The 25,830-nt window shown below is 65.1% G+C and carries 23 protein-coding genes and 6 pseudogenes; 12 read left to right on the plus strand and 17 right to left on the minus strand.

The window, feature by feature from the left end:
- Nucleotides 1-80: 80 nt before the first annotated feature.
- On the minus strand, nt 81-458 hold the full coding sequence (locus tag CKW46_RS03295) for an STAS domain-containing protein (protein ID WP_012392211.1): 378 nt from the start codon (nt 456-458) through the stop codon (nt 81-83).
- Nucleotides 459-747: 289 nt separating this feature from the next.
- On the opposite strand from CKW46_RS03295, the gene CKW46_RS03300 reads away from it, so the two are divergent.
- Both CKW46_RS03300 and CKW46_RS03305 read left to right on the plus strand, forming a co-directional pair.
- Nucleotides 748-1,797: an ABC transporter permease gene (locus tag CKW46_RS03300; RefSeq protein ID WP_482052809.1), complete on the plus strand. Its 1,050-nt coding sequence runs from the start codon at nt 748-750 to the stop codon at nt 1,795-1,797.
- A gap of 3 nt (nt 1,798-1,800) precedes the next feature.
- A pseudogene (locus CKW46_RS03305) lies at nt 1,801-2,794 on the plus strand (ABC transporter ATP-binding protein).
- A gap of 21 nt (nt 2,795-2,815) precedes the next feature.
- Here CKW46_RS03305 and CKW46_RS03310 read toward each other — a convergent pair.
- From CKW46_RS03310 to CKW46_RS03330, 5 genes and pseudogenes are all read right to left on the minus strand, one after another.
- A pseudogene (locus CKW46_RS03310) lies at nt 2,816-3,445 on the minus strand (CE1 family esterase); the annotation flags it as partial.
- A gap of 9 nt (nt 3,446-3,454) precedes the next feature.
- Nucleotides 3,455-4,657 (minus strand): annotated as a pseudogene (locus tag CKW46_RS03315) (ISAs1-like element IS2404/ISMul1 family transposase).
- 119 nt (nt 4,658-4,776) lie between these two features.
- The gene (locus CKW46_RS03320; RefSeq protein WP_482052810.1) at nt 4,777-5,193 is read right to left on the minus strand and encodes an alpha/beta hydrolase family protein; all 417 of its coding nucleotides are present in this window, start codon (nt 5,191-5,193) and stop codon (nt 4,777-4,779) included.
- On the minus strand, nt 5,190-6,524 hold the full coding sequence (locus CKW46_RS03325; RefSeq protein ID WP_482052811.1) for an acyltransferase family protein: 1,335 nt from the start codon (nt 6,522-6,524) through the stop codon (nt 5,190-5,192). The genes CKW46_RS03320 and CKW46_RS03325 overlap by 4 nt, the downstream gene beginning before the upstream one ends.
- A gap of 128 nt (nt 6,525-6,652) precedes the next feature.
- Nucleotides 6,653-7,030: a hypothetical protein gene (locus CKW46_RS03330; protein ID WP_482052812.1), complete on the minus strand. Its 378-nt coding sequence runs from the start codon at nt 7,028-7,030 to the stop codon at nt 6,653-6,655.
- Between the two features lie 240 nt (nt 7,031-7,270).
- Between CKW46_RS03330 and CKW46_RS03335 the strand changes: the two are divergent.
- Nucleotides 7,271-8,473, plus strand: a pseudogene (locus tag CKW46_RS03335) (ISAs1-like element IS2404/ISMul1 family transposase).
- On the opposite strand, the gene CKW46_RS03340 reads toward CKW46_RS03335, so the two are convergent.
- Together CKW46_RS03340 and CKW46_RS03345 are read right to left on the minus strand one after the other, a co-directional pair.
- Nucleotides 8,439-9,653: a sulfotransferase family protein gene (locus tag CKW46_RS03340; protein ID WP_482052813.1), complete on the minus strand. Its 1,215-nt coding sequence runs from the start codon at nt 9,651-9,653 to the stop codon at nt 8,439-8,441. The pseudogene CKW46_RS03335 and the gene CKW46_RS03340 overlap by 35 nt on opposite strands.
- Entirely contained in the window at nt 9,650-10,747 is a 1,098-nt protein-coding gene (locus tag CKW46_RS03345; RefSeq protein WP_482052814.1) for a DUF1214 domain-containing protein, read from the minus strand. Before CKW46_RS03345 ends, CKW46_RS03340 begins: the two co-directional genes overlap by 4 nt.
- A gap of 62 nt (nt 10,748-10,809) precedes the next feature.
- Here CKW46_RS03345 and CKW46_RS03350 point away from each other — a divergent pair, with 62 nt between their 5' ends.
- Nucleotides 10,810-11,403 (plus strand): TetR family transcriptional regulator, encoded by a 594-nt coding sequence (locus tag CKW46_RS03350; protein ID WP_012392219.1) that lies wholly within the window; start codon nt 10,810-10,812, stop codon nt 11,401-11,403.
- A gap of 63 nt (nt 11,404-11,466) precedes the next feature.
- Here CKW46_RS03350 and CKW46_RS03355 read toward each other — a convergent pair whose 3' ends face one another.
- The gene (locus tag CKW46_RS03355) at nt 11,467-12,297 is read right to left on the minus strand and encodes an alpha/beta fold hydrolase (RefSeq protein ID WP_015354039.1); all 831 of its coding nucleotides are present in this window, start codon (nt 12,295-12,297) and stop codon (nt 11,467-11,469) included.
- Between the two features lie 60 nt (nt 12,298-12,357).
- On the opposite strand from CKW46_RS03355, the gene CKW46_RS03360 reads away from it, so the two are divergent.
- From CKW46_RS03360 to CKW46_RS03370, 3 genes and pseudogenes are all read left to right on the plus strand, one after another.
- Nucleotides 12,358-12,963, plus strand: coding sequence for a TetR/AcrR family transcriptional regulator (locus CKW46_RS03360; RefSeq protein WP_020727702.1), 606 nt, complete (start codon nt 12,358-12,360; stop codon nt 12,961-12,963).
- Nucleotides 12,964-13,083: 120 nt separating this feature from the next.
- Nucleotides 13,084-13,702: pseudogene (locus CKW46_RS03365) on the plus strand (hypothetical protein).
- Between the two features lie 355 nt (nt 13,703-14,057).
- Nucleotides 14,058-14,665 (plus strand): annotated as a pseudogene (locus CKW46_RS03370) (TetR/AcrR family transcriptional regulator).
- 50 nt (nt 14,666-14,715) lie between these two features.
- Here the strand turns inward: CKW46_RS03370 and CKW46_RS03375 are convergent.
- Nucleotides 14,716-15,627, minus strand: a complete 912-nt coding sequence (locus CKW46_RS03375; protein ID WP_117435970.1) for an extracellular catalytic domain type 1 short-chain-length polyhydroxyalkanoate depolymerase — start codon at nt 15,625-15,627, stop codon at nt 14,716-14,718.
- Nucleotides 15,628-15,732: 105 nt separating this feature from the next.
- Here CKW46_RS03375 and CKW46_RS03380 point away from each other — a divergent pair, with 105 nt between their 5' ends.
- Entirely contained in the window at nt 15,733-16,182 is a 450-nt protein-coding gene (locus CKW46_RS03380) for a MarR family winged helix-turn-helix transcriptional regulator (protein ID WP_482053355.1), read from the plus strand.
- 44 nt (nt 16,183-16,226) lie between these two features.
- On the opposite strand, the gene CKW46_RS03385 is transcribed toward CKW46_RS03380, so the two are convergent.
- The gene (locus tag CKW46_RS03385; RefSeq protein WP_338094137.1) at nt 16,227-17,033 is read right to left on the minus strand and encodes a PaaX family transcriptional regulator C-terminal domain-containing protein; all 807 of its coding nucleotides are present in this window, start codon (nt 17,031-17,033) and stop codon (nt 16,227-16,229) included.
- A 44-nt stretch (nt 17,034-17,077) separates the two neighbouring features.
- Between CKW46_RS03385 and CKW46_RS03390 the strand changes: the two genes are divergently transcribed.
- On the plus strand, nt 17,078-18,277 hold the full coding sequence (locus CKW46_RS03390; protein WP_094361910.1) for an aromatic ring-hydroxylating oxygenase subunit alpha: 1,200 nt from the start codon (nt 17,078-17,080) through the stop codon (nt 18,275-18,277).
- Nucleotides 18,278-18,305: 28 nt separating this feature from the next.
- On the opposite strand, the gene CKW46_RS03395 is transcribed toward CKW46_RS03390, so the two are convergent.
- Genes CKW46_RS03395 through CKW46_RS03405 form a run of 3 tightly spaced genes read right to left on the minus strand, consistent with a single transcriptional unit; the run spans nt 18,306 to nt 21,785 of the window.
- Nucleotides 18,306-20,675, minus strand: coding sequence for a heavy metal translocating P-type ATPase (locus CKW46_RS03395; RefSeq protein WP_482052816.1), 2,370 nt, complete (start codon nt 20,673-20,675; stop codon nt 18,306-18,308).
- 10 nt (nt 20,676-20,685) lie between these two features.
- Nucleotides 20,686-21,576, minus strand: coding sequence for a DUF8832 domain-containing protein (locus CKW46_RS03400; RefSeq protein ID WP_012392229.1), 891 nt, complete (start codon nt 21,574-21,576; stop codon nt 20,686-20,688).
- Complete coding sequence (locus CKW46_RS03405; protein WP_011742369.1) at nt 21,573-21,785, minus strand: heavy-metal-associated domain-containing protein; 213 nt, start codon at nt 21,783-21,785, stop codon at nt 21,573-21,575. The genes CKW46_RS03400 and CKW46_RS03405 overlap by 4 nt, the downstream gene beginning before the upstream one ends.
- A gap of 201 nt (nt 21,786-21,986) precedes the next feature.
- Between CKW46_RS03405 and CKW46_RS03410 the strand changes: the two genes are divergently transcribed.
- Nucleotides 21,987-22,460, plus strand: a complete 474-nt coding sequence (locus tag CKW46_RS03410; protein ID WP_015354047.1) for an SRPBCC family protein — start codon at nt 21,987-21,989, stop codon at nt 22,458-22,460.
- A 23-nt stretch (nt 22,461-22,483) separates the two neighbouring features.
- On the opposite strand, the gene CKW46_RS03415 is transcribed toward CKW46_RS03410, so the two are convergent.
- The 3 genes from CKW46_RS03415 to CKW46_RS03425 form a co-directional block, all read right to left on the minus strand.
- Nucleotides 22,484-23,047, minus strand: a complete 564-nt coding sequence (locus CKW46_RS03415) for a pyridoxamine 5'-phosphate oxidase family protein (RefSeq protein ID WP_015354048.1) — start codon at nt 23,045-23,047, stop codon at nt 22,484-22,486.
- Between the two features lie 73 nt (nt 23,048-23,120).
- Nucleotides 23,121-24,095, minus strand: a complete 975-nt coding sequence (locus tag CKW46_RS03420; RefSeq protein ID WP_482052817.1) for an LLM class flavin-dependent oxidoreductase — start codon at nt 24,093-24,095, stop codon at nt 23,121-23,123.
- Nucleotides 24,092-24,754 (minus strand): TetR/AcrR family transcriptional regulator, encoded by a 663-nt coding sequence (locus CKW46_RS03425; protein ID WP_020727713.1) that lies wholly within the window; start codon nt 24,752-24,754, stop codon nt 24,092-24,094. Before CKW46_RS03425 ends, CKW46_RS03420 begins: the two co-directional genes overlap by 4 nt.
- A gap of 149 nt (nt 24,755-24,903) precedes the next feature.
- Here CKW46_RS03425 and CKW46_RS03430 point away from each other — a divergent pair, with 149 nt between their 5' ends.
- Entirely contained in the window at nt 24,904-25,533 is a 630-nt protein-coding gene (locus tag CKW46_RS03430; RefSeq protein ID WP_015354051.1) for a TetR/AcrR family transcriptional regulator, read from the plus strand.
- Nucleotides 25,534-25,635: 102 nt separating this feature from the next.
- Nucleotides 25,636-25,776, plus strand: a complete 141-nt coding sequence (locus CKW46_RS03435) for a hypothetical protein (RefSeq protein WP_158420113.1) — start codon at nt 25,636-25,638, stop codon at nt 25,774-25,776.
- The last annotated feature ends 54 nt before the right edge of the window (nt 25,777-25,830 follow it).

Consider the following 25,830-nt stretch of genomic DNA (forward strand, 5'->3'; position numbering starts at 1 on the left):
GGCGCGTAGCGTATGTACGACGGTATTCCGCCCGCTCGATTCAGTCAATGATTCGAGAGCGCAAACGCTGGGGTGCCGGCTCAGCTATCGGAGATGTCGTTGAGCGCGTCATCCAGTGCGTCATAGAGGGGCAACATGGCGTCGATCCCCATCAGCCTGATCGGCCGGCTGGTGGCCGGACCGTCCGCGACCACCACGAATCGCGTCGGCGCCACGGCCTGCGCCTTGGCGCTGACCAGGACGGTCATCCCCGCTGAGGCCAGGAAATCGACCTTCGAGAGGTCAACGATCAGTGTTGCGGGCGCCTCGATGAGCGAAGTGCGGAGCATCTCGGCCAACCGGGGTGCGGTCAGCATGTCGAGTTCCCCCGACACCGTCACCACGACCGCTTCGCCAACCCGGGATTTTTCGATTCCGAATGCTGTGGGTGGCGTTGGGTCGCCAGATTGTTCCACCATTGCTGTATCTCACATCCGTCCCTGTTCGGGACACCGCTCGTTGGCAGACATCCAATGTTTCGGGCCGGGCTGCTATCTCAACCCCGCCGACCGCTTCCGCCGCCAACATGCAGCTCAGTGGCGCACCCCCGGTCTGCACAAATCCTAGGCCACCACCAGATCGGGCGCGCTCGCCGCGCGGGATCCGGCATGCCGACGCCGCAATCGCGCCGGTCGGTTGGCGCTGCCGGGCCTGGGTGGCCTCAACAAAACATGGTCCCCGACGATGCGACGTTGGTAGGTTCTGGGAATGCTCTTCGCGGCGTTGAGCGACATGCAATGGAGAAAGCGCCGCCTGGTCATTGCGATTATCAGCACCGGAATTATCTTCGGGATGACGCTCGTCATGACCGGGTTGGCAAATGGTTTCCGGGTGGAGGCGCAGCACACCGTCGATTCCCTCGGTGTCGACGTTTTCGTGGTCAAAGCCGGCGCGGCCGGGCCGTTTCTGGGCTCGATTCCATTTCCCGACGTTGACGTGGCGCGGGTGGCCGCCGAGCCCGGCGTCGTGGCCGCGGCGCCGCTGGCCAGCATGGGCACGATCATGAAGGAAGGCAAGTCAACCCGAAACGTCACGGCTTTCGGTGCACCGGAGCACGGACCGGGCATGCCCGAGGTATCGGACGGGCGAGCGCCGTCCAAACCGGACGAGGTCGCGGTATCCAGCACGCTCAACCGGCATATCGATGACACCCTGCAGCTCGGAGCGCACAAGCTGCGGATTGTCGGCATCGTGCCCAACTCCACGGCGCTGGCCAAGATCCCCAACATTTTTCTGACCACCGAGGGCCTGCAGCGGGTGGCCTACAACGGGCAACCGATGATCACGTCGATCGGGATCGACGGCTCGCCCCGAGAGCTCCCGGAGGGCTACCAGACCTACGACCGGGAGGGCGCGGTCAACGACCTGATACGTCCGCTGAAGGTCGCCGTGAATTCAATTTCGATCGTGGCGGTCTTGCTGTGGATTGTGGCGGTGCTGATCGTCGGATCGGTGGTGTATCTCTCCGCGCTGGAGCGCATGCGCGACTTTGCGGTGTTCAAGGCGATCGGCACGCCAACGCACTCGATCATGGCGGGACTGGCGTTGCAGGCGCTGGTCGTCTCGCTGCTTGCCGCTGTTGTGGGTGTCGTCCTGTCGAAACTGCTGGCTCCGTTGTTCCCGATGATCGTCGCGGTGCCTGGCGGGGCCTATCTGGCGCTACCGGTGGTGGCAATCCTGATCGGCCTGCTGGCCAGCGTCGCCGGACTCAAGCGGGTGATGACCGTGGATCCCGCACTCGCGTTTGGAGGTCCTTAGCCGGTGGGCGATCTCAGCATTCAGGACCTGGTAGTCGCAGTACTACTGCGGTGGATATGCCCTTCGGCCGATCAATGGTTTGAACCTCGACGTGGAGGCCGGGTCTCTGGTCATCCTGCTCGGTCCGAGTGGATGCGGGAAGACAACGTTGCTGTCTTGCCTGGGCGGCATTCTGCGACCCAAGTCCGGGGCGATCAAGTTCGAGGACATCGATATCACCACGCTCGAAGGTATGGCGCTGGCGAAATATCGGCGAGACAAGGTGGGCATCGTCTTTCAGGCGTTCAACCTGGTGCCGAGCCTGACCGCGCTGGCGAATGTGATGGTTCCGCTGCGTTCGGCCGGGATGTCACGTGCTGCGGCACGGGCGCGCGCCGAGGAGTTGTTGAAGCGCGTCAACCTCGAGGAGCGGATGAAACACCGGCCCGGGGACCTCAGCGGAGGGCAACAGCAGCGCGTCGCGGTTGCGCGCGCGATCGCGCTGGACCCGCCGCTGATCCTGGCCGATGAACCGACCGCACACCTCGACTTCATCCAGGTAGAGGAAGTGCTGCGGCTTATCCGCGAGCTCGCCGATGGTGACCGAGTGGTCGTGGTGGCCACCCACGACAGCAGGATGCTGCCGATGGCCGACCGTGTTGTGGAGTTGACGCCCGATTTCGCGGAGACCAACCGGCCGCCCGAAGTCGTCAAATTGAAGTCCGGGGACGTGCTGTTTGAACAGAGCACGATGGGCGACCTCATCTATGTCGTATCGGCGGGTGAGTTCGAAATCGTGCACGAATTAGCTGACGGCGGCGAAGAATTGGTCAAAGTTGCCGGGCCCGGAGAATATTTCGGCGAGATGGGGGTGCTGTTTCACATGCCGCGTTCGGCAACGGTGCGGGCCCGCACCGACGCGACGGCCGTCGGCTACACGGCGCAGGCGTTTCGTGAGCGGCTCGGTATCGGCGGTATGCGCGACCTGATCGAGCACCGCGAGCTTTCCAGCGACTGATTCGGCGACGGAGCTGGCGGGTCAGCGCCGGTGCCCGGCGAAGAACTGCCAGATGGTGTCGGTCGCGTCCAACGCCGTCGACGGTTCGGGAAGACCGAGTCTCTCCAGCAGGGGGCCGCGCGTACCGCCGGGCCATTGATGGCCCGCCCCGGCCACCGAGATCAATTCCACGGTGTGGCCGTCTGCGTATTCGGCGGTCACGGTTGTCACCACGCCCGCAGTGCTCGAGATGGGCGGTCCACATGCGTCGATGGCGCGCCAGGTCGCGTTCACCGAAGGCACCGACGGGCCATCCACCCGTGGCGATCCGTTGATTTTCACCGCTTTGCCGGGGCCGCCGTCATAGGGGACGCTCTGGTCTGCCGTGCCGTGGATTTGCAGCACCGAGGTCGGCCGCGCGCGTGCGCAATCGGTCACCAGCGTGCCGGCCACCGGTGCGATCGCGGCGAAGATATCCGTTTGGCAACCCAACCGCAGCGCCATCATGGCGCCGTTGGACATGCCGGTCGCGTAAACACGCGCGGAATCTATCGGGATCTGTTTTCCGATCGCGGCAACCATGGCGGTGAGGAATCCGACGTCGTCGACATTGTTGCGCTGGGGCAGGCCGCAGCAGGTTCCAGCGTTCCAGGCCCGGTGCCAGGGCTCCGGCGTTGTTGATTAGCAGGCTTGTGAGCTGGGGAATTGTGGATTGAGGAGGTCTAGGCGGCGGTTGGCGGTCAAAGCGGTGATCCGGCAGGCTTCGGCGATGTTGTCGGCGCCGTTGAGGCGGTGCAGATTGATCGCGGTGTTGCGTAGCGTTGCTAGGACCTGTGCGCCGTTTCCGGTATGTGCCCTTTGACGGTCTTCGTCGAAGGTGACGTCGCGTATCCAGTGCAGGCTGTTCTCGATTCCCCAGTGTTGACGCATCCAGGTCATGATCGCGGTAGGGCGGGCGTGCTCGAACGGCAGGCTGCAGATGGCATAGACCACCTCCACGCTGCGCTGGTCGGTGGCGGTGATCAAGCGTTCACGAGTGATCCGGATGATTTGTTTTGCGTAGGGGAAGCCGATTCCTCGTGCAGCGGTGATGATTTGCAGGGTGCGGGTCTCGACACGGCCGTGGCCGCGGGAGTCGTCGGTAGCGGCTGCGGGCACCTCGGCCCAGGGCAGCGCGGTGATACGCGCAAGTATTTTGGCTTGGTTGGACTTGACGATCATCAGGTAGTGCGACTTCAAGGTGGCGCAGATCAACTTCGCGGTGACGACCTGGGTATGCATCGCATCCACGGTGACCAGCCACCGCAAGCTACCCGGCAGCAGCGTGAGCAGGGCACGTACGCAGGGAATTTCATTGCTTTTCTCGGCGACAGCGAGTTGACCGAGCACCAATCGGGCACGGTGGGCGAACACCGACACGAGATGCGTGGCTGTCGCTTTGGCGCGTAAAGCACCACGCAGCATCTTGCCGTCCAACGCGATCGGCACCAATCCACTGGGGTCGCTGCTGGCCACGTGTGCAGTGAAGTAACTGCCCATCCTGGCGTTGAGGTCGGCGGGGTCTAGCCGAGACAAAACAGCGCGGAAGGTCTTCTCACTGGGCCGCCGGAACCGGACCCCTAATTAGGCCAACACATCATCGGGAGCGGTGGCCGCCCATGTGGCAAAACCAGCATAGCCGCGCATCCCCGCGGCAGTGGCCAGAACCGCGATCGCCAACAAAGCCATCAGCGAATACCTCCGACCGCGTGGGTCCCTCGGGTCTGGCACCGAGGCCAACACATCGAGAAACTCCGATCCGATGAGCTCGCTGCGCTCACCAGGACTCCAGCGGTCGAACACCTCTGGAACCGACGACACAGGCAATACTGAAACGGTAGGCACGGGCAACTCCAGACCAACGACGAACAGTAACCAACTCGATCGTTCTCCAGATAGCCCGTGCCTACACTCCGGCCCCAATAGCGCGGCGCCAAAGATCATCAACCCAGCTCACAAGCCTGCTAATCAACAACGCCGGAGCCCTGGGCCCGGTGCAGACCGTCGGGATAGGCGACCAGGAAGTGCTGCTGATCTGCCTTGTCGTTCCAGTGGTACGCGCGCTCGGCCTGCGCACCGTTGCCGAAACCGCCGTGCTTCATCACCACCAGTGGGATCGCGCCGGTCACTCCCTGCGGCCGGTAGAGATTGAACGTCCGTTCGGCGCCATCCCACTGGATGCTCTGAGTGGACCGGCCCACCGGGATCGTCGCGGGTGCGGGCGCTCCAGCCGCATGCCCACCCGCGGAACATCCGCCCGTCCAGACGACGAGCGAGCCGAGGATAACCGCGCTCAACACCCGAAGGATGCGAGCGGTTTCACGCGCCATCAACTCGTGGTGACAGCCCTCTGCCAGAATGACAAGTAGCTTGTCAATCAAGCGAGGGGCTGGCTTCCAGGCGGGGCCGTTCCGTACCGCGGGAGTCGCGCCACGGCCAGGATCCGAGCGGCCACCAGGGCGGCGACCGTCACTGCGATGCAGGCAAGTCCGTCGTCCTTGAGGCCCCACTTCACCGACGCCAGGATGGCCGCCCCGGCCACATACAGCAGTACGCCGACCCCCGCGCCGCGCCAGACCGAGGTGATGGCGGGTGCGCCGTCCCAGCCGGGCAGCGGATTGTTCTCCAGCGGCCGCAGCGCAACGAACAGCGCTGCCACCGCACCACACATGATCAACAGTTGGGCAGCGCTGATCACGGCGAAGCCCGGCTCGCCGGGATAGCGGGGAGCTCCCAATCCGTCGAAGAGCAGGTGCACGCCCAGCAGGGCTGGCATATGCCACAGGTACAAAGTCATGGCTCCGGAGTTGCCGATCGCCGCCAACCACCAGACCCGCGGGCGCCGAGCCCATCGGGCGATTGCCGGTGCCGCCACAACAGCCAACGCGCTCAGAATGATTGCGTGACCGGCCAACAACAGTGAGGGAGGGCTCATGTTGGGCAGCCGCTGGCCTTCGATGCCAACCAGGCTCAGCTCGTAAGGGCCCCAGCACAGCAACGCGACGTTGGTGGCCAGAAATATCGCGGCGGTGCCGATCGCGCGGGCTCGTGTCAGCAATCGGCGGCGATAGGCCACGCCGAACATGGCGGGAATGAGCCAGACCGCGAGGTTGAGGTATCCGAGCGATGGTCCGGCGCTGCAGTGCAGTCGGACGGCGTCGACGGCCGCGATCATGGCGTAGACCGCGGTTACGCTGGCGGCCAGGCGCGCCGTGCTGGTGATTCGAGATAGCACCGGCATCGCCGCCAGCACCAGCACGTAGGCGCCGAGAAACCACAGCAATTGGATGCTCACACCGGCGACCGGCTCGTAAACGTGCTGGGGCAGTAGCGGATAGAAGATGACCAGCGCCACCGCCCAAAAGCTCAGGTAATAGAAAACCGGTCGAAACAGCCGCGCGGCGCGCTTCATCAGCCAGCCGCCCCAGTTCGTTCCGGGTCGCCAGGACGGGACACACGCCGCCGCACCGGCGAAAAAGAACAACGGCATGATCTGAAAAATCCAGGTCAGAGCCTGAAACGTGGTCGAGGTGGTCAGCAGGTTGTCCCAGCGGAGGACGCCACCGCGGATGACGCTGGTCGCCATCACCGTATGGCCCACGACCACGCCGACCAAGGCCGTGATGCGGATGACGTCGATGGCGCGGTCACGGTCGGCCGGGGTGCGTTCGGCAAGTTCGGCGGGGCTGGGAAAGCCCGTCAGCGATGTCATGCCTGAAGCATCACGGGTGGGCCGGGTGGACCGCTTGGGTAGTTCTACTCGTCTTACCCGGGTAGGGCTACCCGAATGGTGGGCGCAACAGTGCTGCCGGGTGAGCTATCTGGCTGGGGGCCAACGATTTACATCGAACGCTGCAGCGTCAGGCTGAACAGCAGGTAGCCGATGCAGAGCAGGAAGTTCAATGCGACGATAACCATGCCCAGCGAGAGCAATGCATGCCGGCACTTGCGCTGCAACCGGTGTAATTTCGCGACGCGTTTTTCACGGGTTATTTGGATGGCGATCAACGCAAAATTGATATTCGTCATTTCGCTATCCGAGGCGGGCATGCCGGCGTGCATCTGCCGAAGACGCTGCGGTGAGATCCTCACGCCCACCCCGGCGAATCGACGGCTCAGCCGTCGCGCCTGGCTGCGGCCGAATAAGTGATCGCGCATCGGCAGCTGATGCGAGAGTCTCCGTCGTTCGTCGCCCCACGGGTTCGACGAGGTCGTCACAAGCCGGAATTCTATGCCGTTTCGGTTCCTTATAGGGAGCGCCGCGCCAAATTTCTTCACGCCATTTGTGAATTACCGCAATTGCTCGGTGGGTACCCCAGGCTCCGGCGTTGTTGATTAGCAGGCTTGTGAGCTGGGTTGATGATCTTTGGTGCCGCGCTATTGGGGCCGGAGTGTAGGCACGGGCTATCTGGAGAACGATCGAGTTGGTTACTGTTCGTCGTTGGTCTGGAGTTGCCCGTGCCTACCGTTTCAGTATTGCCTGTGTCGTCGGTTCCAGAGGTGTTCGACCGCTGGAGTCCTGGTGAGCGTAGCGAGCTCATCGGATCGGAGTTTCTCGATGTGTTGGCCTCGGTGCCAGACCCGAGGGACCCACGCGGTCGGAGGTATTCGCTGATGGCTTTGTTGGCGATCGCGGTTCTGGCCACTGCCGCGGGGATGCGCGGCTATGCTGGTTTTGCCACATGGGCGGCCACCGCTCCCGATGATGTGTTGGCCTAATTAGGGGTCCGGTTCCGGCGGCCCAGTGAGAAGACCTTCCGCGCTGTTTTGTCTCGGCTAGACCCCGCCGACCTCAACGCCAGGATGGGCAGTTACTTCACTGCACACGTGGCCAGCAGCGACCCCAGTGGATTGGTGCCGATCGCGTTGGACGGCAAGATGCTGCGTGGTGCTTTACGCGCCAAAGCGACAGCCACGCATCTCGTGTCGGTGTTCGCCCACCGTGCCCGATTGGTGCTCGGTCAACTCGCTGTCGCCGAGAAAAGCAATGAAATTCCCTGCGTACGTGCCCTGCTCACGCTGCTGCCGGGTAGCTTGCGGTGGCTGGTCACCGTGGATGCGATGCATACCCAGGTCGTCACCGCGAAGTTGATCTGCGCCACCTTGAAGTCGCACTACCTGATGATCGTCAAGTCCAACCAAGCCAAAATACTTGCGCGTATCACCGCGCTGCCCTGGGCCGAGGTGCCCGCAGCCGCTACCGACGACTCCCGCGGCCACGGCCGTGTCGAGACCCGCACCCTGCAAATCATCACCGCTGCACGAGGAATCGGCTTCCCCTACGCAAAACAAATCATCCGGATCACTCGTGAACGCTTGATCACCGCCACCGACCAGCGCAGCGTGGAGGTGGTCTATGCCATCTGCAGCCTGCCGTTCGAGCACGCCCGCCCTACCGCGATCATGACCTGGATGCGTCAACACTGGGGAATCGAGAACAGCCTGCACTGGATACGCGACGTCACCTTCGACGAAGACCGTCAAAGGGCACATACCGGAAACGGCGCACAGGTCCTAGCAACGCTACGCAACACCGCGATCAATCTGCACCGCCTCAACGGCGCCGACAACATCGCCGAAGCCTGCCGGATCACCGCTTTGACCGCCAACCGCCGCCTAGACCTCCTCAATCCACAATTCCCCAGCTCACAAGCCTGCTAATCAACAACGCCGGAGCCCTGGTGGGTACCCCATAGCGGTCTTGATACGGACGCACCCGGTCGCGAACGACGCTGGCGTCCAGGCCGGTATCCGACCAGGTGTACCGACCCCGCCCGCCATCACCGGGATGAGCCCTCAGGAAGTCACGCATGCGTTGTTCGGTTTCCGGCGCCAGCTCGCGGCCGAGCTTGCGATATACGCCCCTGATCGTGTTCCAGGGGTCATTAACGAAGTCGGTGTAGAGCACGTCGATCACCTGGCCGGCGGGGAGGGTGCCACCGGCGCGCAGCGCCATCTCCCGGTCGAGGCCGACCACGATTTCCTCGTAGCACTGGGCCGCGCATTCGGCGATGCTGGATTCGTCGCTGGCCATCCGGCGCAGGTGATGGGTCAGCGCCGCGATTGAGGAGATGACGTTGAGTGGGTCACGGTGTGTCTGCACGATCAACGCGTCGGGGTACTCGGCCAATAGCGCATCCAGCTGCCACAGATGCGCGGGCGATTTGAGCAGCCACTGGCCCCAGACGCCGGTTTGAAGGTGTTGCAGAAAGATTCGATGGAATCGGTAGGCGCCGCGGTGGTCCGCCTCGTACAGCAGCCAGCGGTAGTAACTGGGTAGCCGGTACTGCACCGAATAGATCATGCTGGTGAATTCGCTGGCCGTGATGCGGACGCACTCCTGTCCGACCTGTGCGCCCATCGGGTGAAAGGACAGGAAGCCGGGAATGATCTGCTCGGAGAGTTCGATGCTGGCCTTTGTCTGCGCGATTCGTGGATCGCTGAGATACGTCTCGGGCGCGGGGACCGGACACGGCGCATCGACTTCCCAGGTCAGCGGTGCCCGAAGGTCGGGGTCCTGGGCGAGCAAGTCGTAGAGAATCGTCGTTCCGGTGCGGGGCTGGCCGACGATGACGATGGGCTGATCGATTGCCTTCGTGGCGATTTCGGGGTGCTGGCGGCGCCACGCGATGACGCCGAGCCGGTTACGCAATGCGCGCATCAGGTCCAGGTGGGCGATCTCGACGCCGATAGCCGACAACCGCGCCTCGTGGATCAGTGCGTCGGTGACCCGCTGCAATCGGTCTTGCCACCCGTCGGCGCCGAAGTCGTCGCTTCCGGCTTCCTCGCAGGCGGTGGCGATCAGGCGTTCGGGCTTGAACCGATCCTGCGGCATGCTCATGCCCGCTGCTCCCGGTGGCGTACCGACACCTCGACGTCGGGCGCTTGGGGATTGTCCAGCCAGCGCAGGATCACGAACCCCCGATGCCGGCCACCGGTGTCGAGCCAATGTCCAAAACCGAAGTCCTGCTCGGAAATTGCAATACGCACCCGGCCATCCGTGCCGGCACGTACCGCCCGATTGGTCACCGAGCTGTGCCTGCTGTCCGGCTCCAGACATTCGTGCCAGATGCTTTCCAGCGCGACACTCCAGTACCGCGTTTCCGGTGGCTCGAAGTCCAGCACCAGAGCCTGCCCCGGTGCTAGCCGGAAGGTCCCGATCATGTACAGGTTGTCCGGGGTGGTGTCGGCGGCGCCAAGATCGGCGGCCTGGGCGGTCAGCAGGGTGTTGGGGTGGTCGAGCAGTTCGGGCTTGATGGTGCGGTGCAGCGTGGTGAGCTTCATCAAGGACCACGCCAGTGCCGTGAACTGTCCCGCAAGTTCGTCGTCGGTTGGTGGCGACGCCGGGGCTGGGTCGAAGGCCTCGATGCGCATTTTGGCCAGCTCTTCGTGGCTGCGATCGCCGACGTACTCCCGGACGACGATCGCCGATGCGTCGTCGGGGATTTGCACCCACTGCCCGCCGCCGAGCTCGCCGGGTTCCAGCGCCGAAAGCAGCAGCGTGAATTCACCAGACTGCAGCGCTAAGTCGGCGTCGCTGAGGTAGCCGGCCATTCGCCGCGGCGTGAGTCCGGTGCCGGCCAGTATCTGTATTCCCAGGTAACAACTGGTGCCCCGGGTACCGGTGATCCGGTAACGGTGGTCGCCGCGGATCATCGCCAGAAAGTAGTTGCCCTCCGGGTTGGGGCCGCCAATCATGCGGTTCGGCGGACACATATCGAAGAACACGGGCCGGGCGGGGTCGGACTCCACCGACATTTGCGCGCATAGCGACGACACCCGGGCGATGACCCGCAGTCCTTCCAGGAGTTCCGGCTCGGACTCGGCGTCCTCGGTCACGATCTTGGTGACGTCTGCGAGCATCCGCTGAAAGAACTGCCACGCGGCAAGCGCCTGGGGGGCATCCGCGACAGGCCTGGCGAGGTGGTGAGACATAGTGTCACAATAAGACTATGTCTCACACATTCGGTAGTGGTTCGCGTGAATATAGTGGGCGAATGTCTCCGCCACCCGCAGCCACCTCGCTTGCCGAGCGCAAGCGCACCGCGACCCGCCAGCGCATTGCCACGGCCGCGGCGCAGCTGGTTGCCGATCTGGGGTTGGCCGCGGCAACGGTGGAGCGCATCGCCGATACCGCCGACATCAGCCGGGCGACCTTTTTCCGTTATTTCAACTCCAAAGAAGACGCCGTCGCAGAAGGCATGACAGCGCACTGGCTGGACCGGATCGCTACCGCTCTGGCGGCACAACCCGAGCATCTGAGCGCCGTCGAGGCGGTCGTTGGCGCCTTCGGTGGGCTCGCCGTCGGATTTGCCGAGATGGAAGATCAAGTACGCGAATTGGCAACGCTTACCCGGTCTTCGGAAACGTTGGAAGCCTGGACGCTGCACATCTATGTGCGGTATGAATCGGCGATCGCCGACTTGATTGCACCGCGGATACCCAATTTGGTACCCCAAGACCCGAGGCCGCGGCTGGTCGGTGCGTTGGCGATGGCCGTGGTGCGCATCGCGCTGGATGACTGGCTTGGTCAGGGTGGCTCGCTGCCGGATCGGGTGCAACAGGGGTTGGCGGCGATTGTCATCGCGTGAATGGCGTCCAACCGGGCGCCGGTTGCGGTGCTGGATCGTCGTCAATCCCCAGCGCGTTGCGCCCTAGGTGCGTACGGCCACCGCTGATAGCAGATCGGCCAATCGATCTGGCCGGTCGAGCATCGAAAACGTCCTGGCCCCCTCGATGAGCTCGAGTCGGGCGTTCGGGATGGTGGCGGCGAGGAGCCGGCCGTCCTCGAGTGCAAAGAACTTGTCGTCGGCCGACCAGGCGATCAGGGCGGGCTTGCTGAACTCGGGCAGCCGCGCGGCGACGCCCCTGGTGACGTCGGTATGCAATGACAGGGTTAGCTGACGCAGGTCTTCGGCGATCGCCGGATTCGAGAGCGCCGGTTGTACCCAGCGCTGCGCCAGCTCATCGATGTCGGCGTGGGCAAGGTCGCCGTAGGCGCGCCGGCGGGCCGCCGGCGACCGCATGGTTTGAATAGCGGCCCGAAACATCTTCTTGGACTTGGCTGCCAGGATCACCGGCTTGAGAATCGGTGGCGGAAAGTGTTCGAAAGCATCGCAACTGGTGAGCACCAGCGCGCCAAGACGCTCGGGATGATGCACCGCCACCAACTGTGCGACGACCCCACCGGTGTCGTTGCCTACCAGCACCACATCATGCAGGTCCAGGGTTGCCAGCACATCGGCGACCAGATCACCCACGCCGGTGATCGATCGGTCGGCATCCGGGCCCAATGCCCTCGGGTGTGCGCCAAGGGGCCAGGTCGGCGCGAAGCAACGCAAGCCCCGCTCGGCAAGCCGTTCGCTGACCTGGCGCCATAGCTGGCCACCCATCAGGTACCCGTGCACGAACATGACCGGTCTGCCGTGTTCGGGTCCGGTTACTTCGTAATGGATGGTTCCGGCGTTAATGTCGATCGTCGGCATGGATGACTCCCATTTCGATACACTTACAAACACGCTGCCGGTAACTTACCAACAGGTTGTATGGAAATCAAGAGACGCACGCAAGAGGAGCGCTCCGCGGCTACCCGCGAGGCGCTGATCACCGCTGCTCGCAAGCTGTGGGGCAGTCGCGGCTATGCCGAGGTGGGGACGCCGGAGATCGCCGCGGAAGCCGGCGTCACCCGCGGCGCCATGTACCACCAATTCGCTGACAAGGCAGCGCTATTCGGTGAGGTCGTTGAGGCGGTGGAACAGGACGTGATGACGCGGATGGCTACCTCGGTGGCTACCTCGGGGGCGGCCACGCCCGCCGACGCGATCCGTGCTGCCGTCGATGCCTGGCTGGAGGTGTCTGGCGATCCAGAGGTGCGTCAGTTGATCCTGTTGGACGCACCCGCGGTGCTAGGCTGGGCGGGCTTCCGCGATGTCGCACAGCGCTACAGCCTGGGCATGACCGAGCAGTTGATCACCGAGGCTATCCGGGCGGGCCAGCTGGATCGCCACCCGGTGCGGCCACTGGCCCATGTGTTGATCGGCGCGCTCGACGAGGCGGCAATGTTCATTGCGACGGCCGATGATCCCAAGCGTGCCCGCCGCGAGAGCCGACAGGTGTTGCGTCGGCTGATCGACGGCATGCTGAACGACTAGCAGCTGGCATTCGGGCGCGCTCGGCCATTCCGGCCGATTCCGGCCGCGGCGAACCACGGTCGCGCGCTGCACCCGGGTGGGTACGCTAGCCCGGATCATCGGCCCACCCTGGGGGAATCAATGGCATTTCGAATCGGCATGAATATCGCGGCCTGGGTGCTGTGCGCCGGCGCGGTCGTGGGTGCGCCCCCGGTGCAGGCCGCACCCGGCGCCGTCTTGCCCCCGATCCCATCCACGGGTGGCGGGCCGATCATCGGTGGCGGTGATGAGGCTGCCCAGAGCCGCATCGCGCGACAACTCATGAGCGTGGGTAATGCCGATGTCCAAGAGGGTGATGGCGCGGACGCGGCCTCGTTCATCATGGACTCGGCGCAGGTGGCCGACTCACGCCTGGCTTCCGCATTCGCCCCCCTGCAGCGCGCGTTGGGATGTCAGAAGGTCAACACGTCATTTGGGGCCCGTGCCTACCGGCGCAGCGATGGCGGGTGGGGGGGCGATGCTCGTCATCGCCGAGAGCGCTACATCGGACATGCAGGCGCTGACCGGTTGCGTCCGGTCCGTCTGGCCCGCGGCAACCGCCGGTGGATCCAACGCGATGTGCGCCCACGGATGGACCTATCCGACGTCAGGGCAAGACCACCGCCCTGAGACTTACCACATCCTGCTGGCCGGCACCGCCGCCGACTTCTGTGCCAAGCTCGACGAGGACTACGCAAATTTCGCCACCAACTGGCCGTGAGCACTCACCGCTGGTGGTAAGCCGTCCGAAGCGGCGGGGCGTTTCACGCATCGGGCGGGGAGTCCGCCGGCATCGCCGGGGTAATGCCCGTGGCCAGACCACATCGTCGACGTCTCACCTTGTTTGCTCTGGAATCAATGTCCAATGAATATCGCGGGTGCCAGGACGTCCAAGTATGGCCAGCTCGCGCGTTCGCTTCGTGGCCACCCGCACGCCGGTTAGCTGCAGGTTTGTCGAGGATCTGGACACGTCGCGGGGGTTCGTGGCTGCGGGTTGCCGCAGCATAGGTATGCCTTCGTGTTATTCATCATGTCGCGCTATGCTCACCCAATGCTTTGCTCGGAGGTGATGTTCGGTGGCGCGTAGGCGCGGATGGAATGGAGCGCCGCCGGCCTCGGACGAAGAGGCATCGCGGCGCATTGTCGACACGGCGGTGAGGCTGATCGCCGAGACCGGATCCGATGTCAGTCTCGCCCAGGTCGCAGCGTCTCTGGGGTCATCAGGCAGACGGTCTACCGCTACTATCCGACCGCAGATGCGCTCATGCGTGCGGCGGCAATCGCATCGGTGGACGGCTTTCTTGATCGGCTCACCGAAGCCGTGCGCGGCATGCGCGATCCCGCGGAGGCGATGGCCGAAGCGGTGATGTTTACGCTGCGCGACGTGGTGCGCACGCCCCATCTCGGCATTCTGATCGCGCAACCGTACGCCCACACACACCCGGAAAATCTCACCTCCGAAGAGGCACAGGTATTCGGGGTGCGGATGCTGGAGCGTTTCGACGTCGACTGGGCGGAGTATGGATTCGCCGACGAGTCGGCCAGGCACGACCTGGTGGAGTTCCTTCTGCGGGTGTTGCTGTCATTCTTTGTCGCGCCCAATGTGCCCAGTCGCTCCGATGATGAGCTGAAAAGCTTTATCAGGCGGTGGGTCGGCGGCGCCATCCTGGCGCAGAAGCGCTGACCCGGGCTGCCAATGTGCCTACGGTGAGAAGCTAAGCGCTGTAAGCCTTTTCACAGGTGGGCCTGACTGAAGAACTGCCAGATGGTGGCGGTCGCGTCCAGCGCCGTCGATGGTGGCGAGATGCCGGCGATCGTTTCCAGGACGGGTTTGGACCTGCTACCGGGCCACTGGTGGCCGGCTCCGGCCACCGAGATCAATGTGACCCTGCGTGCGTCGGTGCAGGAAGCGGTTTGGGTTGTCACGACTCCGGAAGTGGTTGAGGTCGGCGGTGCGCACGCATCAATGGCGCGCCAGGTGGCATTGACCGCGGCCGCTGAGGGGCCGTCGACACGCGCAGTGCCGTCGAACGAGCGGGCCGCGCCCGGCCCGCCGTTGTATGGGACGCGATCGTCGGCGGTGCCGTGGATTTGCAGCACCGATGTGGGCCGCGCGTGGGCGCAATCGGTCAGCAGCGTGCCGGCCACGGGAGCGATCGCCGCGAACTTGTCGGACTGGCAACCCAACCGAAGCGCCATGATGGCGCCGGCCGACATGCCGGTGGCGTAGGCGCGTGCCGGATCGATCGGGGTCCGGCGCTGGATGGTCGCGACCATATCGGTGATGAATCCGACGTCGTCGATGTCGAAGCTCTCCGGCGCGCCACAGCAGGTGCCGCCATTCCAGGCGCGCAGCACACCGTTGGGGTAGGCGACCACGAAACCGCCGGTGTCGGCCTGACTGTTCCAGTGGTAGTCGCGCTGGGCCGGCGCGCCATCACCAAAACCGCCGTGCAACATCACCACAAGGGGCGCCGCGCCGGTTAAGCCACGCGGACGGTACACCCGATAGATCCGGAAAATCCCGCCCGAGTTGAGGATCTGAACCGACCGTCCGGCCGGGATCGGGAAATCGGGCGTTGCCGATAGCCGCGTGCCGACTACGCAGGTGTTGGCCAAGAAGATCAAGGCGGCCAGCAGGCACACGTTGACTACCTGAGCGCATCGAACCGCCACGGCCACATGGTGACACCCAGCCGCATACTTGACAAGCATCTTGTCATTAGTGTCGTGAATGGCAGACTCGGTGTCATGCGACGTGTTCTGGATGCGGCGTGGGAGCCCACGGTGCCGGCCCTGATGCAATTGGTCGCGGCCACAGCGGCTCCCCGGTTGAGGTCGGCGTTCGCCGCGGCCGGACTCGATGGGATCCGGCCGGCACAAGCGATCGGCCTCGTTCCACTGGCCGGCGGGGGCCTGCATGCGTCGGACCTGGCCGACCGGCTTGGGGTGAGTAGGCAGGCGGTGGCCCAGGCGGTAGCCGCACTGGAACGCCACGGGTATGTCCTGCGGGCGCCGGACCCGGCTGACGCTCGTGCGCGAATCATCGAGTTGACGCCACGGGGCCGCCAGGCGCTTCGGGTGATGCGCGCCAACGCGCTCGATGCGCAGCGGTGGTGGCAAAAGATCCTGGGACCGCAACGATTGGGCGAGCTTCGGGAGACGCTGCAGCTCCTGCTCGATGCGGAGTCCGGGGCGTAGGGGCCGCCGGTGCTGCGGCGCAAAGGCCGTGCCGGCCACTGGGTTCAACGAAACGCGTGACTCATCCGCCGCTTGAATGCCTCGTCGAGGCGCAGGTAGGTGCTGCGCAATGGGTGCCCGGGCCAGTCGTCGCCGATCAGCTCCGCCGGTAGCAATGGGTCGCGTTGGAGGTGGCGGACCACCGCGATCGACAAAGCGAACTGGTAGCTGGAACGTTGCGCCGAAACGTCGCGGCTACTCCGGTCCAGTTCGGCATCCATCGCCTGGATGAGGGCCAGGGCATAGGCCGCCCACTCGTCGAGGGAGAACAGGCTGCTGGCCTTGTCGGCGCTGATATCGGTAGCGGCGCCATGAAAATGGATGCACTGGCGGTCCAGCACCGACCGGGAGATCGGAAGACGTTGCGGGTCAAGGTTATCCGGACGTATCCAGACGCCTTCGCGCAGCTCCGCGAGGTGCAGAGCCATGGCTGCCTTTCTGAGCTCGAGGCGATCGGCCGCGGAGCGGCGATCCAGCGAGACGACCGCCAGTTCCCAGGTTCGGTCCCAGGAGCCAACGGCTGTGTCAGCGATGCGAGACGCCTCGTCGACACGCTGCCGCCGCTCCAGCAGGTGCCCGGCGAGCGCATAGCTGCCTTCGCCGCTGGTCAGTTCGCCGCTGCTGACCATCCGCCAGAGGCAGGTGCGGGCGGCGCCGTCGCTGATGCCGAACAGGGAGGCCACCGCCACCAACTCGGCCACCGTGAGGCGGGCCTGGTCGGCGCCCAGCAATGCCGATGCGAGCACTGAACGTGCGCTGAGCGGCCGGTTGCCGATCAGCCGGCGTACTCGGGCCGCGGACGTCGGGGACACCTAACCTCCATATCACCGAGTTGTTGACGCGTAATTTACACAGTGTGATACTGGCATACGTGAGCTCGCCGACGAAGCCGTTGGTTGCCGAGGATGCAGAGATCGTCCGGCGCGTCCTTGCCCATATCGATGCCGGGACCACCGACGAGGGCGAGGCTTGGCGCGAGCCGGTCGAAAACTACGTCAGTCCAGAGCGCTTCGCCGCCGAGTTACGGTTGCTGCGCGGCATGCCGAGTGTGTTCGTGCCGTCGGCCGCGATCCCGAACAACGGCGATCACGTGGAACGGACCGCCTTCGGGGTGCCCCTGTTCGCGGTGCGCGGGGCCGACGGGCGAGCGCGGGTGTTCCGCAATGCCTGCCGGCATCGCGGCTTTGCTCTGGTGGAGAACGCCGGCTGTTCTCATGCGCTGGTATGCCGCTACCACGGTTGGATATACCGTCTGGACGGGTCATTGTCGCACGTCCCGCACGCGGAGGCCTTCCCCGACCTGGACATGTCCGCGCGTGGCTTGGTCGAGGTGGAAAGCCACGAGGTGGACGGGCTCATCGTGATTGGTCCACTCGACCCCGTGGACGCTGGCCTGATCGAGGACGAGGGAGCGATCGGCTGGCTGACCGACGGTAGTCCCTGGCGGGCGAAGCTCGTCCCGGCCGAGCGCCTGATTGTCGTTGAATCAACGCTGCGGGAGATCAATTGGAAGGTGCTCGTAGAGCAGTTCCTAGAGGGCTACCATATCCGGTCGACCCACAAAGACACGTTCTTTCCCGTCCAGTACGACGATCTCAATGTGGTGGAGGCATTCGGGCCCAACACTCGTATCACCTTCCCGTACCGCAATATTGAACGGCTCCGAGACCGTCCGGAGCACACCTGGACCACGGGTGCCAGGGTGACGTATTTGTATCAGCTGTTCCCCAACGTCATGTTGGCGACGTTCCCGGATGTGATCGCCATGGTCGTGATCGATCCGGTGAGCGTCGATCGCACCGCCGTGACCATCTATTCGATGGTCACCCCCGATGTCGCCGAGCGTGATTCGCTCGACGCGTCGAGCAACTTGGCCGGCGCGGGCAGCTTCATCGGGCAGGGTCTCTCCGAGGACAACGAGATGTCCGAGGGCGTTCAACGTGGCCTCGCCGCCGGAGCAAACGCTTTCGTCGAGTTCGGTCGGCACGAGAGTGCGGTTGGACGTTTCCATGCCGCCCTCGGTAGGCGGTTGGCTCGGTTGACCTCCGCCGGGTGACGTTTCGAGGCGGCCGTGCCGAAGGCGGCTATCGTGGGCAACCGGAGGGTTCGCCGGGCAGCGTTGAGAGTTCGGCAGGCGATTCCGGTGTGGCGTCCCATCGCGTCGGACTGCCCGTGGCTGGCGGTGCGTCCGTGATGACGCTGGTGAAGGAGCGCAACCGCAGGCTGTTGCTCACCACGAACACGCTGGAGAACGCCATCGCGGCACCGGCGAGCATCGGATTGAGCAGACCGAAAGCGGCCAACGGGAGCGCGGCGACGTTGTAGCCGAAGGCCCAGAACAGGTTGGTCTTGATGGTGTTCAGGGTCCGCCGGGAGAGCCGGATCGCGTCTGCTGCGGCACGCAGGTCACCGCGCACCAGGGTGAGATCGGCGGCCTCGATCGCCACATCGGCGCCGGTGCCCATCGCCAGTCCCAGATCCGCGGTGGCCAACGCGGCTGCGTCGTTGACGCCGTCGCCCACCATCGCGACGATCTTGCCTTCGGACTGCAGGCGCCTGACCGCGGCAACTTTGCCCGCTGGCAGTACATCGGCGATGACCTCGTCGATACCGACCTCGTCGGCGATGTGGCGCGCCACCGTGGGGTGGTCACCGGTTAGCAGCACCGGGGTTAGCCCCAGCCGTTTGAACTCCCGAATGGCCGCAGCGCTGGTGGGTTTGACGGTGTCGGCGATCACCAGGATGGCGCGCGCCCGACCGTCCCAACCCACCGCGACCGCCGTCTTGCCCTGGCTCTCGGCCCGATCCTTGGCCGCTGCCAGGTCCGGGTCGAGGTGCTGTGCCCAGTCCGCTAGCAGGCTGGCGCGTCCAACGATGACGGCGTGCCCGTCGATAATGCCCCGAACCCCTTGACCTTCGGTGTTGGCGAAGTCCGCCGGCTCGGGCAGCGTGCCCAGTTCTGCCCTGGCGCTCTTGACGATTGCCGCCGCGATGGGGTGTTCGGAGGCGGCCTCGAGCCCGCCCGCGTAACGCAGCGCCGTTGCGCGGTCGGTGTCGGGCACGGTGATCACCTCGAGCAGGGTCATCTTGCCGGTCGTCACGGTTCCGGTCTTGTCCAGCACGATCGTGTCGACTCTGCGGGTGGACTCGAGCATTTCGGGCCCCTTGATGAGGACCCCCAGCGCGGCCGCGCGCCCGGTGCCGACCAGCAGTGCGGTCGGAGTCGCCAGTCCCAGCGCGCACGGGCAGGCGATGATGAGCACGGCCACCGCGGCGGTCAGCGCCGCGCTGACCGGATAGCCCGCGCCGAGCCACACACCCAGTGTGGTCACGGCGATGGCGATGACGATCGGCACGAATACCCCGGAGACGCGGTCGGCGAGCCGTTGCACGTCGGCTTTGCCCGATTGGGCGGCCTCGACGAGCTTGGCCATCTGCGCCAGCTGGGTGTGCTCACCGACCCGGGTGGCGCGCACCACGAGGCGCCCGCCGGCGTTTGTGGTGGCGCCGGTGACGGTGTCCCCCGGGCCGACCTCAACCGGGACGGACTCCCCGGTGAGCATCGACGCGTCCACCGCCGAAGAGCCGGCGGCGACGGTGCCGTCGGTGGCGATCTTTTCGCCCGGGCGCACCACGAACTCGTCGTCGACGGTGAGTTCTTGCACGGGGACCCGGATCTCGGCGCCGTTGCGCAATACCGCTACGTCTTTGGCGCCGAGCTCGAGTAGCGCCTGCAAGGCGGCGCCCGCGCGCCGCTTGGAGCGCTTCTCGAAATACCGGCCCGCCAACACGAACGCGATCACCCCCGCGGCCACCTCGAGATAGATGTTGGATGCGCCGTCACCGGGTGTGATGGTCAGCTCGAAGGGGTGGCGCATCCCGGGTTCTCCGGCCGTACCCAGGAACAGGGCGTACAACGACCACAGGAACGCCGCGAGGGTCCCAACCGAGATCAAGGTGTCCATGGTGGCGGTGCCGTGCTTGAGATTGACCCACGCGGCTTGGTGGAAAGGTCGGCCCGCCCACACGATGACCGGCGCGGCCAGCGCCAGCGAGGCCCACTGCCAGTACCGGAACTGCAGGGCGGGCAGCATCGCCATCAGGATCACCGGGCCGGCCAGCACAACCGCGCCGACCAATCGACCGCGAAGCGACGCCAGCTCGGGGTCGACGCCGTGCGTGTCCGTTGTTGCCGCCGCCGCGGGCTGTTGCCGGTGCTGCGGCAAAGCCGCTGCGTAGCCTGCCTTCTCGACCTCGGTGATCAGGATCTGCGGGTCATACCCGGCCGGGGCAGTGACGGTGGCCCGCTCGGTCGCGTAGTTGACGGTCGCGCTGACACCGTCGAGCTTGTTCAACTTCTTCTCGATGCGCATCGCGCATGACGCGCAGGTCATGCCGGCGATGTCCAGCTCGACGTTGCTCAGTGTGGCCGGCAAACCGGTCGTCTTGGGCATGGTGTGCTCCTTACTGATGTGTTGCTGGATGGCTGGATTGCTCTGCGGCGCAGCGCACGAACTGGGCGGTGTGCACTCGCCCGTTCACCTGGAAGTCGAGGTAGAGCAGGTAGCGGCCCGGGGTGGGCGGTTCGGTGGTGAAGGCAATCTGGGCCGGGCTAGCCGATCCGGCCGACGCCGCGCCATTCTCGGGATGTGCATGCAGATACGCCAGGTCTCCCTCGCGCAGCACCACCAGATGTCCGTATGCACCGAGGTAGGGCTGCAGGGTCGTGACCGGCTGGCCGTCCCGGGTGACGGTTGCGATCAGCCGTGACGGTGACTGGGCCGTGAACGGGCCGTCGATGGTCACGGTGAACCCGTCGGTCCGGCTGACGTTTGTCGCCGACGGCGGTGGGTCCGGGGTGAACATGCCCCCGACATTGAGCGCATATGTCAGGACCGTGGGGTTGCCGCCTTCCGGGACGAAGTCGGCGAACACCCGATAGGTACCGGCGGCGTTCCATGCCCATGGGATTGACCAGCGGCCCTCGGCGCTCATCGTGGGATGGACATGGCGAAACTCGGTGCCGTCGCTGCGGACCACGATGAGATGAAGTTTCTTGGCGTTCTCGATCGCATACCTCGTCACCGGCACGCCTCCGAGCGACTGGACCCGAAATGACAAGGTGCCCTGCACTCCGACCGCGGGTGGGGCCGCGACGTCGTCGAGCATCAGGTCGCCCGCACTGAGAGACACCCCGCGCACCGGTTGCGTCCCAGCCTGGTGACCGGCGTGCCCGGACCGAGCCCAGGACGTCGAGATCGGGTGCGCAATCACCGCACCCCCGACCAGGAATGCCGCGCCGAACAACGCGGCCATGCCCGTCGCGTACAGGGCTAGTCTGGCGCGCGCGCTCATGCGACCAGGACCGCCTGGTAGCCGGCCTCGTCGATCGCACCCAACACCGTCGTCGGATCAATCGGAGCCGACCCTGCAACCAGCAGCCTGCCCGTTCGCGCGCTGACGGCGACCGTGGCGACGCCCGGGATCTGGGCCACCTCGCTTCGGATGGCGGATTCGCAATGCCCGCATCGCATCCCGGCGACCTGGTACTCGCTGGTGTTCATCACTCTCCCATCTATACCCCCTAGGGGTATATAACCACTCTGTCTATATACACCCCCAGGGGGTATATCTGTCAAGGGCTTCGGGCGTGATGTTTTTCCAGCGGGTGTCCCGGGTGTGGAGCGGCTACCGGCCGGTGGCAAGGCAAATGGGCTAGCGGGTTACGTAGGCTGGGGCGAGTTCACGTGACGCGAGGAGAACTGATGACTGTCGTGGTTGTCGATGCGGGCCCTCGTCGGGTCAGTCGTTCCGTCGAAGTGGCCGCTCCCGCGGCCGAGCTGTTCGCAATCGTTGCTGATCCGCGGCGTCACAGCGAACTGGACGGCTCCGGCACGGTTCGCGACAACATCAAGGCGCCGGTGACCCTGGTGGCCGGCACGAAGTTCTCGACAAACATGCGGATGTTCGGCGTGCCGTACCGCATTACCAGCACGGTGACCGCTCTCAAGCCCAACGAATTGGTCGAATGGCGGCATCCGGCCGGGCACCGCTGGAGATGGGAGTTCGAGTCTCTCTCGCCCACGCTCACCCGCGTCACCGAGACCTTTGATTACCACGCGGCGGGTGAGCTCAAGAACAAGCTCAAGTACTACGAGCGGATTGGCGCGTGCAAGGCCAACGCGGCCGGCATCGAAGCAACGCTGGCCAAGCTGCGTGATCGCTACGCCGCGCGATAGGTCAATGACTGCCCCGCCGTCACTCACCGTGATGACGCGGGGTCCGCGGCGTCCCAGGGCACGACTCCCGACACCCAGTGCGTCAGTTGCTCCACCTGGTCGTTTCGGTGCAGGTGTCGTGGCGGCGTCGCGAAGGTGGAGTACGGCCGGCAGCGGATCACGACGCGGTTCTCGCGTTCGCACATCGCCTCGACGCTCGGGCGCGCCTGGGCGTCGAGCGGTTGCCCCGACATCCGGCCGGCAACGGCCATCATGACGTCGACCGCCAGCTCACGGTCCGGATCTAGCATCGCGTCGGCGTAGACCTGCAAATAGGTGAACGGCCAACGCTCGTCGAGGACGCACAAGCTGACCTTGCCGTCGCGCTCGACGACTCTGGCTTTGCCGCGCCCGGCCATGGTGGCCACCAACAGTTCGTCGTCATCGGTGGGGATGTAGTAGACGATCGACATCCCCGGGCCGTCGTTGCGCCGACGGTATCCAAACACACACGTGCGGTGGGTGCGGACGAACTCGCGGCGCTCGGACGGCAGCATGTCGCGGTCGGTAGGTGCCGTGTAGGGCTGCGCTGACAGGGGCAGGAGCATGATGAACCATCCTTGTTCTCGGGTAGGCGGGCCAGGGGTCAGGGCTTCGTGGTGGCGGAGTCGGGAATGTCGGCTACGCGGGTAGCACCTCTTCTGCCAGCAGCCTCAGGCCGCTCCAGCCGACCTCGACAGGCAGCCCTCCGATGAGCGGGTTCATCACGACTTCCTTTCTGCCTCGTTGCAGCTGGCCGACCAGTTGGTCGGGAGTGAGGATCTGCACGTTGTCGAGGCCGCGCAGCTCGGCGATCGAAGCCGCCGGTGCTTCGTTGGGGCGGGGGACATCGGCGCGCTTCCAACCGCTGTACTCGGTGGCCTCGTTCATGATGAAACCGCCGAACCGGGACCAGGCTTCGTCGGGGTCGGCGTGCAATAGCGTTACGGTGCTGCCGTTTTCGGGGTGGTAGACGAATCCCCGCTTGTTACGGCGGGCCAGCTCCTGGTGGTATACGGCCTCGAGTTCGGGCATCGCCATCGGTGGGGAGAACGGCAAGCCGAAGCGCGCGGCCCGGCGGGCCGCCGCAACGCTCATCCCGCCGACGAAAAGGATCGGGTGTGGATGGGTCCGCGGGTTGGGGGTGACATTGATCAGCCGGCCATCGTATTCGAACGGATCATCGCCCCACGCCTGCAACAGCACCGAAAGGCAGTGGTCCATCAGGGCACCCCGGCGCGACCAGTCCTTGCCGGCGGCGTGGTACTCCTGGGGCCGGTAGCCCATGCCGGCCACGAAGCTGAAGCGGCCCTGGGACAGGTTGTCGAGCACGGCGATGTCTTCGGCGGGCCGAACCGGATCGTAGAGCGGGACGATCAGAGCATTGATGCTGATGCGCACGTTTCGGGTGCGTCCGGCCACCGCGGCGGCCAGAATCAGCGGCGACGGCAGCCAGCCGGTCGCGGCCAAGTGATGTTCTTCGGCGCTGACCGCGGTGAACCCGTGGTGGTCGGCATATTCGGCCATGTCGAGCGCGGCGCGATAGCGCTGGGCGTGGTCTGCCGCCGGATCGGCGATGTTGGTCATGTTCAGCCGCAACGCGGTCAGCAAACTCATGTTCGGTGCGTGGCCGTTGGTTTGGCTCCCGCGAACAGTGATCCTCGGAGCAGTTGCTTGGCCGAGTCGAGTGTGACGTCGTAGGACTGCGGACCCAGATTCGCCGCTTGCTCGGTGAGGCCGCGCGTCAGTGCGCAGATGGCGTCCACCGCGGCGCCGGGGGCGATGCCGGCGGACAGCACGCCCCGCCCCCGGGCGTCGTCGACGATTTCGGTGATGACGTCGCGAAGGGCCTTGGAGCCCGGGTAGGTTCGGCGGCCGCCACCGGTCTGGTCGGCATTCTCGGCGCGCACCGCTCGTAGGAACCCGGCCAGGTAGGGATAGTCGCGCATCAACCGTTTCGACTCATCCAACACCGCGTCGAGCCGGTCGACGATGTCATCGGAAGAGGCCGCGGCGGCATGGAGCCGGGGCAAGACGATCTCTTCGATCTCCGTGGCGGTGGCATTGAGTAGCTCCGACTTGTTCGGAAAGTAGTGGTACAAGCTGCCGCTGGTCATGTCGGCCGCCTTGGCGATCTCGCGGATCGACGCCTGGGCGGGGCCGGCCTCGGCCACACAACGCATTGCCGCGGTGATGATCCGTTGACGGGTTTGTTCGCCGCGCGCGCCCACCGGCCGGCCGAGCTGGGATCTCGTCGAGAAGGTGGGGACGGTCATGTCAGGCGGCACTCGCAATCGGGCTGTCGATCACTCACCGCGGCCCCGCGGACGCCGGAAGTCATGATCATTCGAATATATTCGACTATGCCCGCAATGCGCCCACGGCCGATGAATATGCAAGACCCGTTGGTGAGGATCCGACCGCAATGACCCGCACGCAGCTGGGCCGCCCGGTGGGCGCCAGTGGCGAGGAAACCCGTCAGCGGATCATCGTCGCGACGATGCAGCGTGTCAGCAAAGTGGGATATGCGCGAGCCACCATCCGCGAGATCGCTCGCACCGCGAATGTGACCAGTGCCAGCTTGTACAACTACTTTCCGAACAAGTCCGAGCTGATCAAGGAGACGATCGCGGCCAGGGCCGATGCGGCGATGCCGCGACTGCGGCGGGCCGCCGAAGGCGGCGGCAACATCGTTGATCGCATCGAAGCGGTGCTCGACGAGTGCGGCGAGTTGATCCGGGAATACCCGCAACTGGCCGCCTTCGAGTTCGCCATCCGGGCCGAAGACGGCATCGCTGTGGACGCCCAGGAGGGGAGCGGCCAACTCGGCGAAGTCGGGTTCACCGCGTTTCGAGAAATAATCAGGGGTCTGGTCGAGGATGCCCGGCGCCGGGGTGAGCTTGCCGAGCAGGCCGATACGGCCGGTGCGATAGAGGCGATCTATGCGCTCATCTACGGTCTGACCGAAATGGCGGCCACCCTGCCACTGGACCAATTCCACGCCGCGCTGAGCGCGGCCAAGGGTTTGATCAGGGGCACGCTGTTTCGCTGCTGATGGCCGAACTGGCGATTTGTGGGGCCTCGAATACGTGGTGATCGCTTGATATGATCAAGCGATCACTTATAGGGTCATCTCGCGTAGAGCGGAGTTGAGACCTTGACTGAAACCGTCGGGTGCGCGTTCGACGTTGATGTGTTGCGCCAGAAGTACGCCGAAGAGCGGACGAAGCGGCTGCGTCCCGACGGGATCGCGCAGTACGTGGAGATCGCGGGTCAGGGCTCCGGCGTTGTTGATTAGCAGGCTTGTGAGCTGTGTTGATGATCTTTGGTGCCGCGCTATTGGGGCCGGAGT

This window comes from Mycobacterium liflandii (assembly GCF_022354805.1).
Taxonomy (GTDB): Bacteria; Actinomycetota; Actinomycetes; order Mycobacteriales; family Mycobacteriaceae; genus Mycobacterium; species Mycobacterium marinum.

What these genes read in the sequence shown, in the direction of transcription:
- CKW46_RS03295 (WP_012392211.1), bottom strand. Translation starts at nt 458, where the DNA reads ATGGTGGAACAATCTGGCGACCCAACGCCACCCACAGCATTCGGAATC.
- CKW46_RS03300 (WP_482052809.1), top strand. Translation starts at nt 748, where the DNA reads ATGCTCTTCGCGGCGTTGAGCGACATGCAATGGAGAAAGCGCCGCCTG.
- CKW46_RS03325 (WP_482052811.1), bottom strand. Translation starts at nt 6,524, where the DNA reads ATGACATCGCTGACGGGCTTTCCCAGCCCCGCCGAACTTGCCGAACGC.
- CKW46_RS03340 (WP_482052813.1), bottom strand. Translation starts at nt 9,653, where the DNA reads ATGAGCATGCCGCAGGATCGGTTCAAGCCCGAACGCCTGATCGCCACC.
- CKW46_RS03345 (WP_482052814.1), bottom strand. Translation starts at nt 10,747, where the DNA reads ATGTCTCACCACCTCGCCAGGCCTGTCGCGGATGCCCCCCAGGCGCTT.
- CKW46_RS03350 (WP_012392219.1), top strand. Translation starts at nt 10,810, where the DNA reads ATGTCTCCGCCACCCGCAGCCACCTCGCTTGCCGAGCGCAAGCGCACC.
- CKW46_RS03355 (WP_015354039.1), bottom strand. Translation starts at nt 12,297, where the DNA reads ATGCCGACGATCGACATTAACGCCGGAACCATCCATTACGAAGTAACC.
- CKW46_RS03360 (WP_020727702.1), top strand. Translation starts at nt 12,358, where the DNA reads ATGGAAATCAAGAGACGCACGCAAGAGGAGCGCTCCGCGGCTACCCGC.
- CKW46_RS03380 (WP_482053355.1), top strand. Translation starts at nt 15,733, where the DNA reads ATGCGACGTGTTCTGGATGCGGCGTGGGAGCCCACGGTGCCGGCCCTG.
- CKW46_RS03395 (WP_482052816.1), bottom strand. Translation starts at nt 20,675, where the DNA reads ATGCCCAAGACGACCGGTTTGCCGGCCACACTGAGCAACGTCGAGCTG.
- CKW46_RS03400 (WP_012392229.1), bottom strand. Translation starts at nt 21,576, where the DNA reads ATGAGCGCGCGCGCCAGACTAGCCCTGTACGCGACGGGCATGGCCGCG.
- CKW46_RS03405 (WP_011742369.1), bottom strand. Translation starts at nt 21,785, where the DNA reads ATGAACACCAGCGAGTACCAGGTCGCCGGGATGCGATGCGGGCATTGC.
- CKW46_RS03410 (WP_015354047.1), top strand. Translation starts at nt 21,987, where the DNA reads ATGACTGTCGTGGTTGTCGATGCGGGCCCTCGTCGGGTCAGTCGTTCC.
- CKW46_RS03415 (WP_015354048.1), bottom strand. Translation starts at nt 23,047, where the DNA reads ATGCTCCTGCCCCTGTCAGCGCAGCCCTACACGGCACCTACCGACCGC.
- CKW46_RS03420 (WP_482052817.1), bottom strand. Translation starts at nt 24,095, where the DNA reads ATGAGTTTGCTGACCGCGTTGCGGCTGAACATGACCAACATCGCCGAT.
- CKW46_RS03425 (WP_020727713.1), bottom strand. Translation starts at nt 24,754, where the DNA reads ATGACCGTCCCCACCTTCTCGACGAGATCCCAGCTCGGCCGGCCGGTG.
- CKW46_RS03430 (WP_015354051.1), top strand. Translation starts at nt 24,904, where the DNA reads ATGACCCGCACGCAGCTGGGCCGCCCGGTGGGCGCCAGTGGCGAGGAA.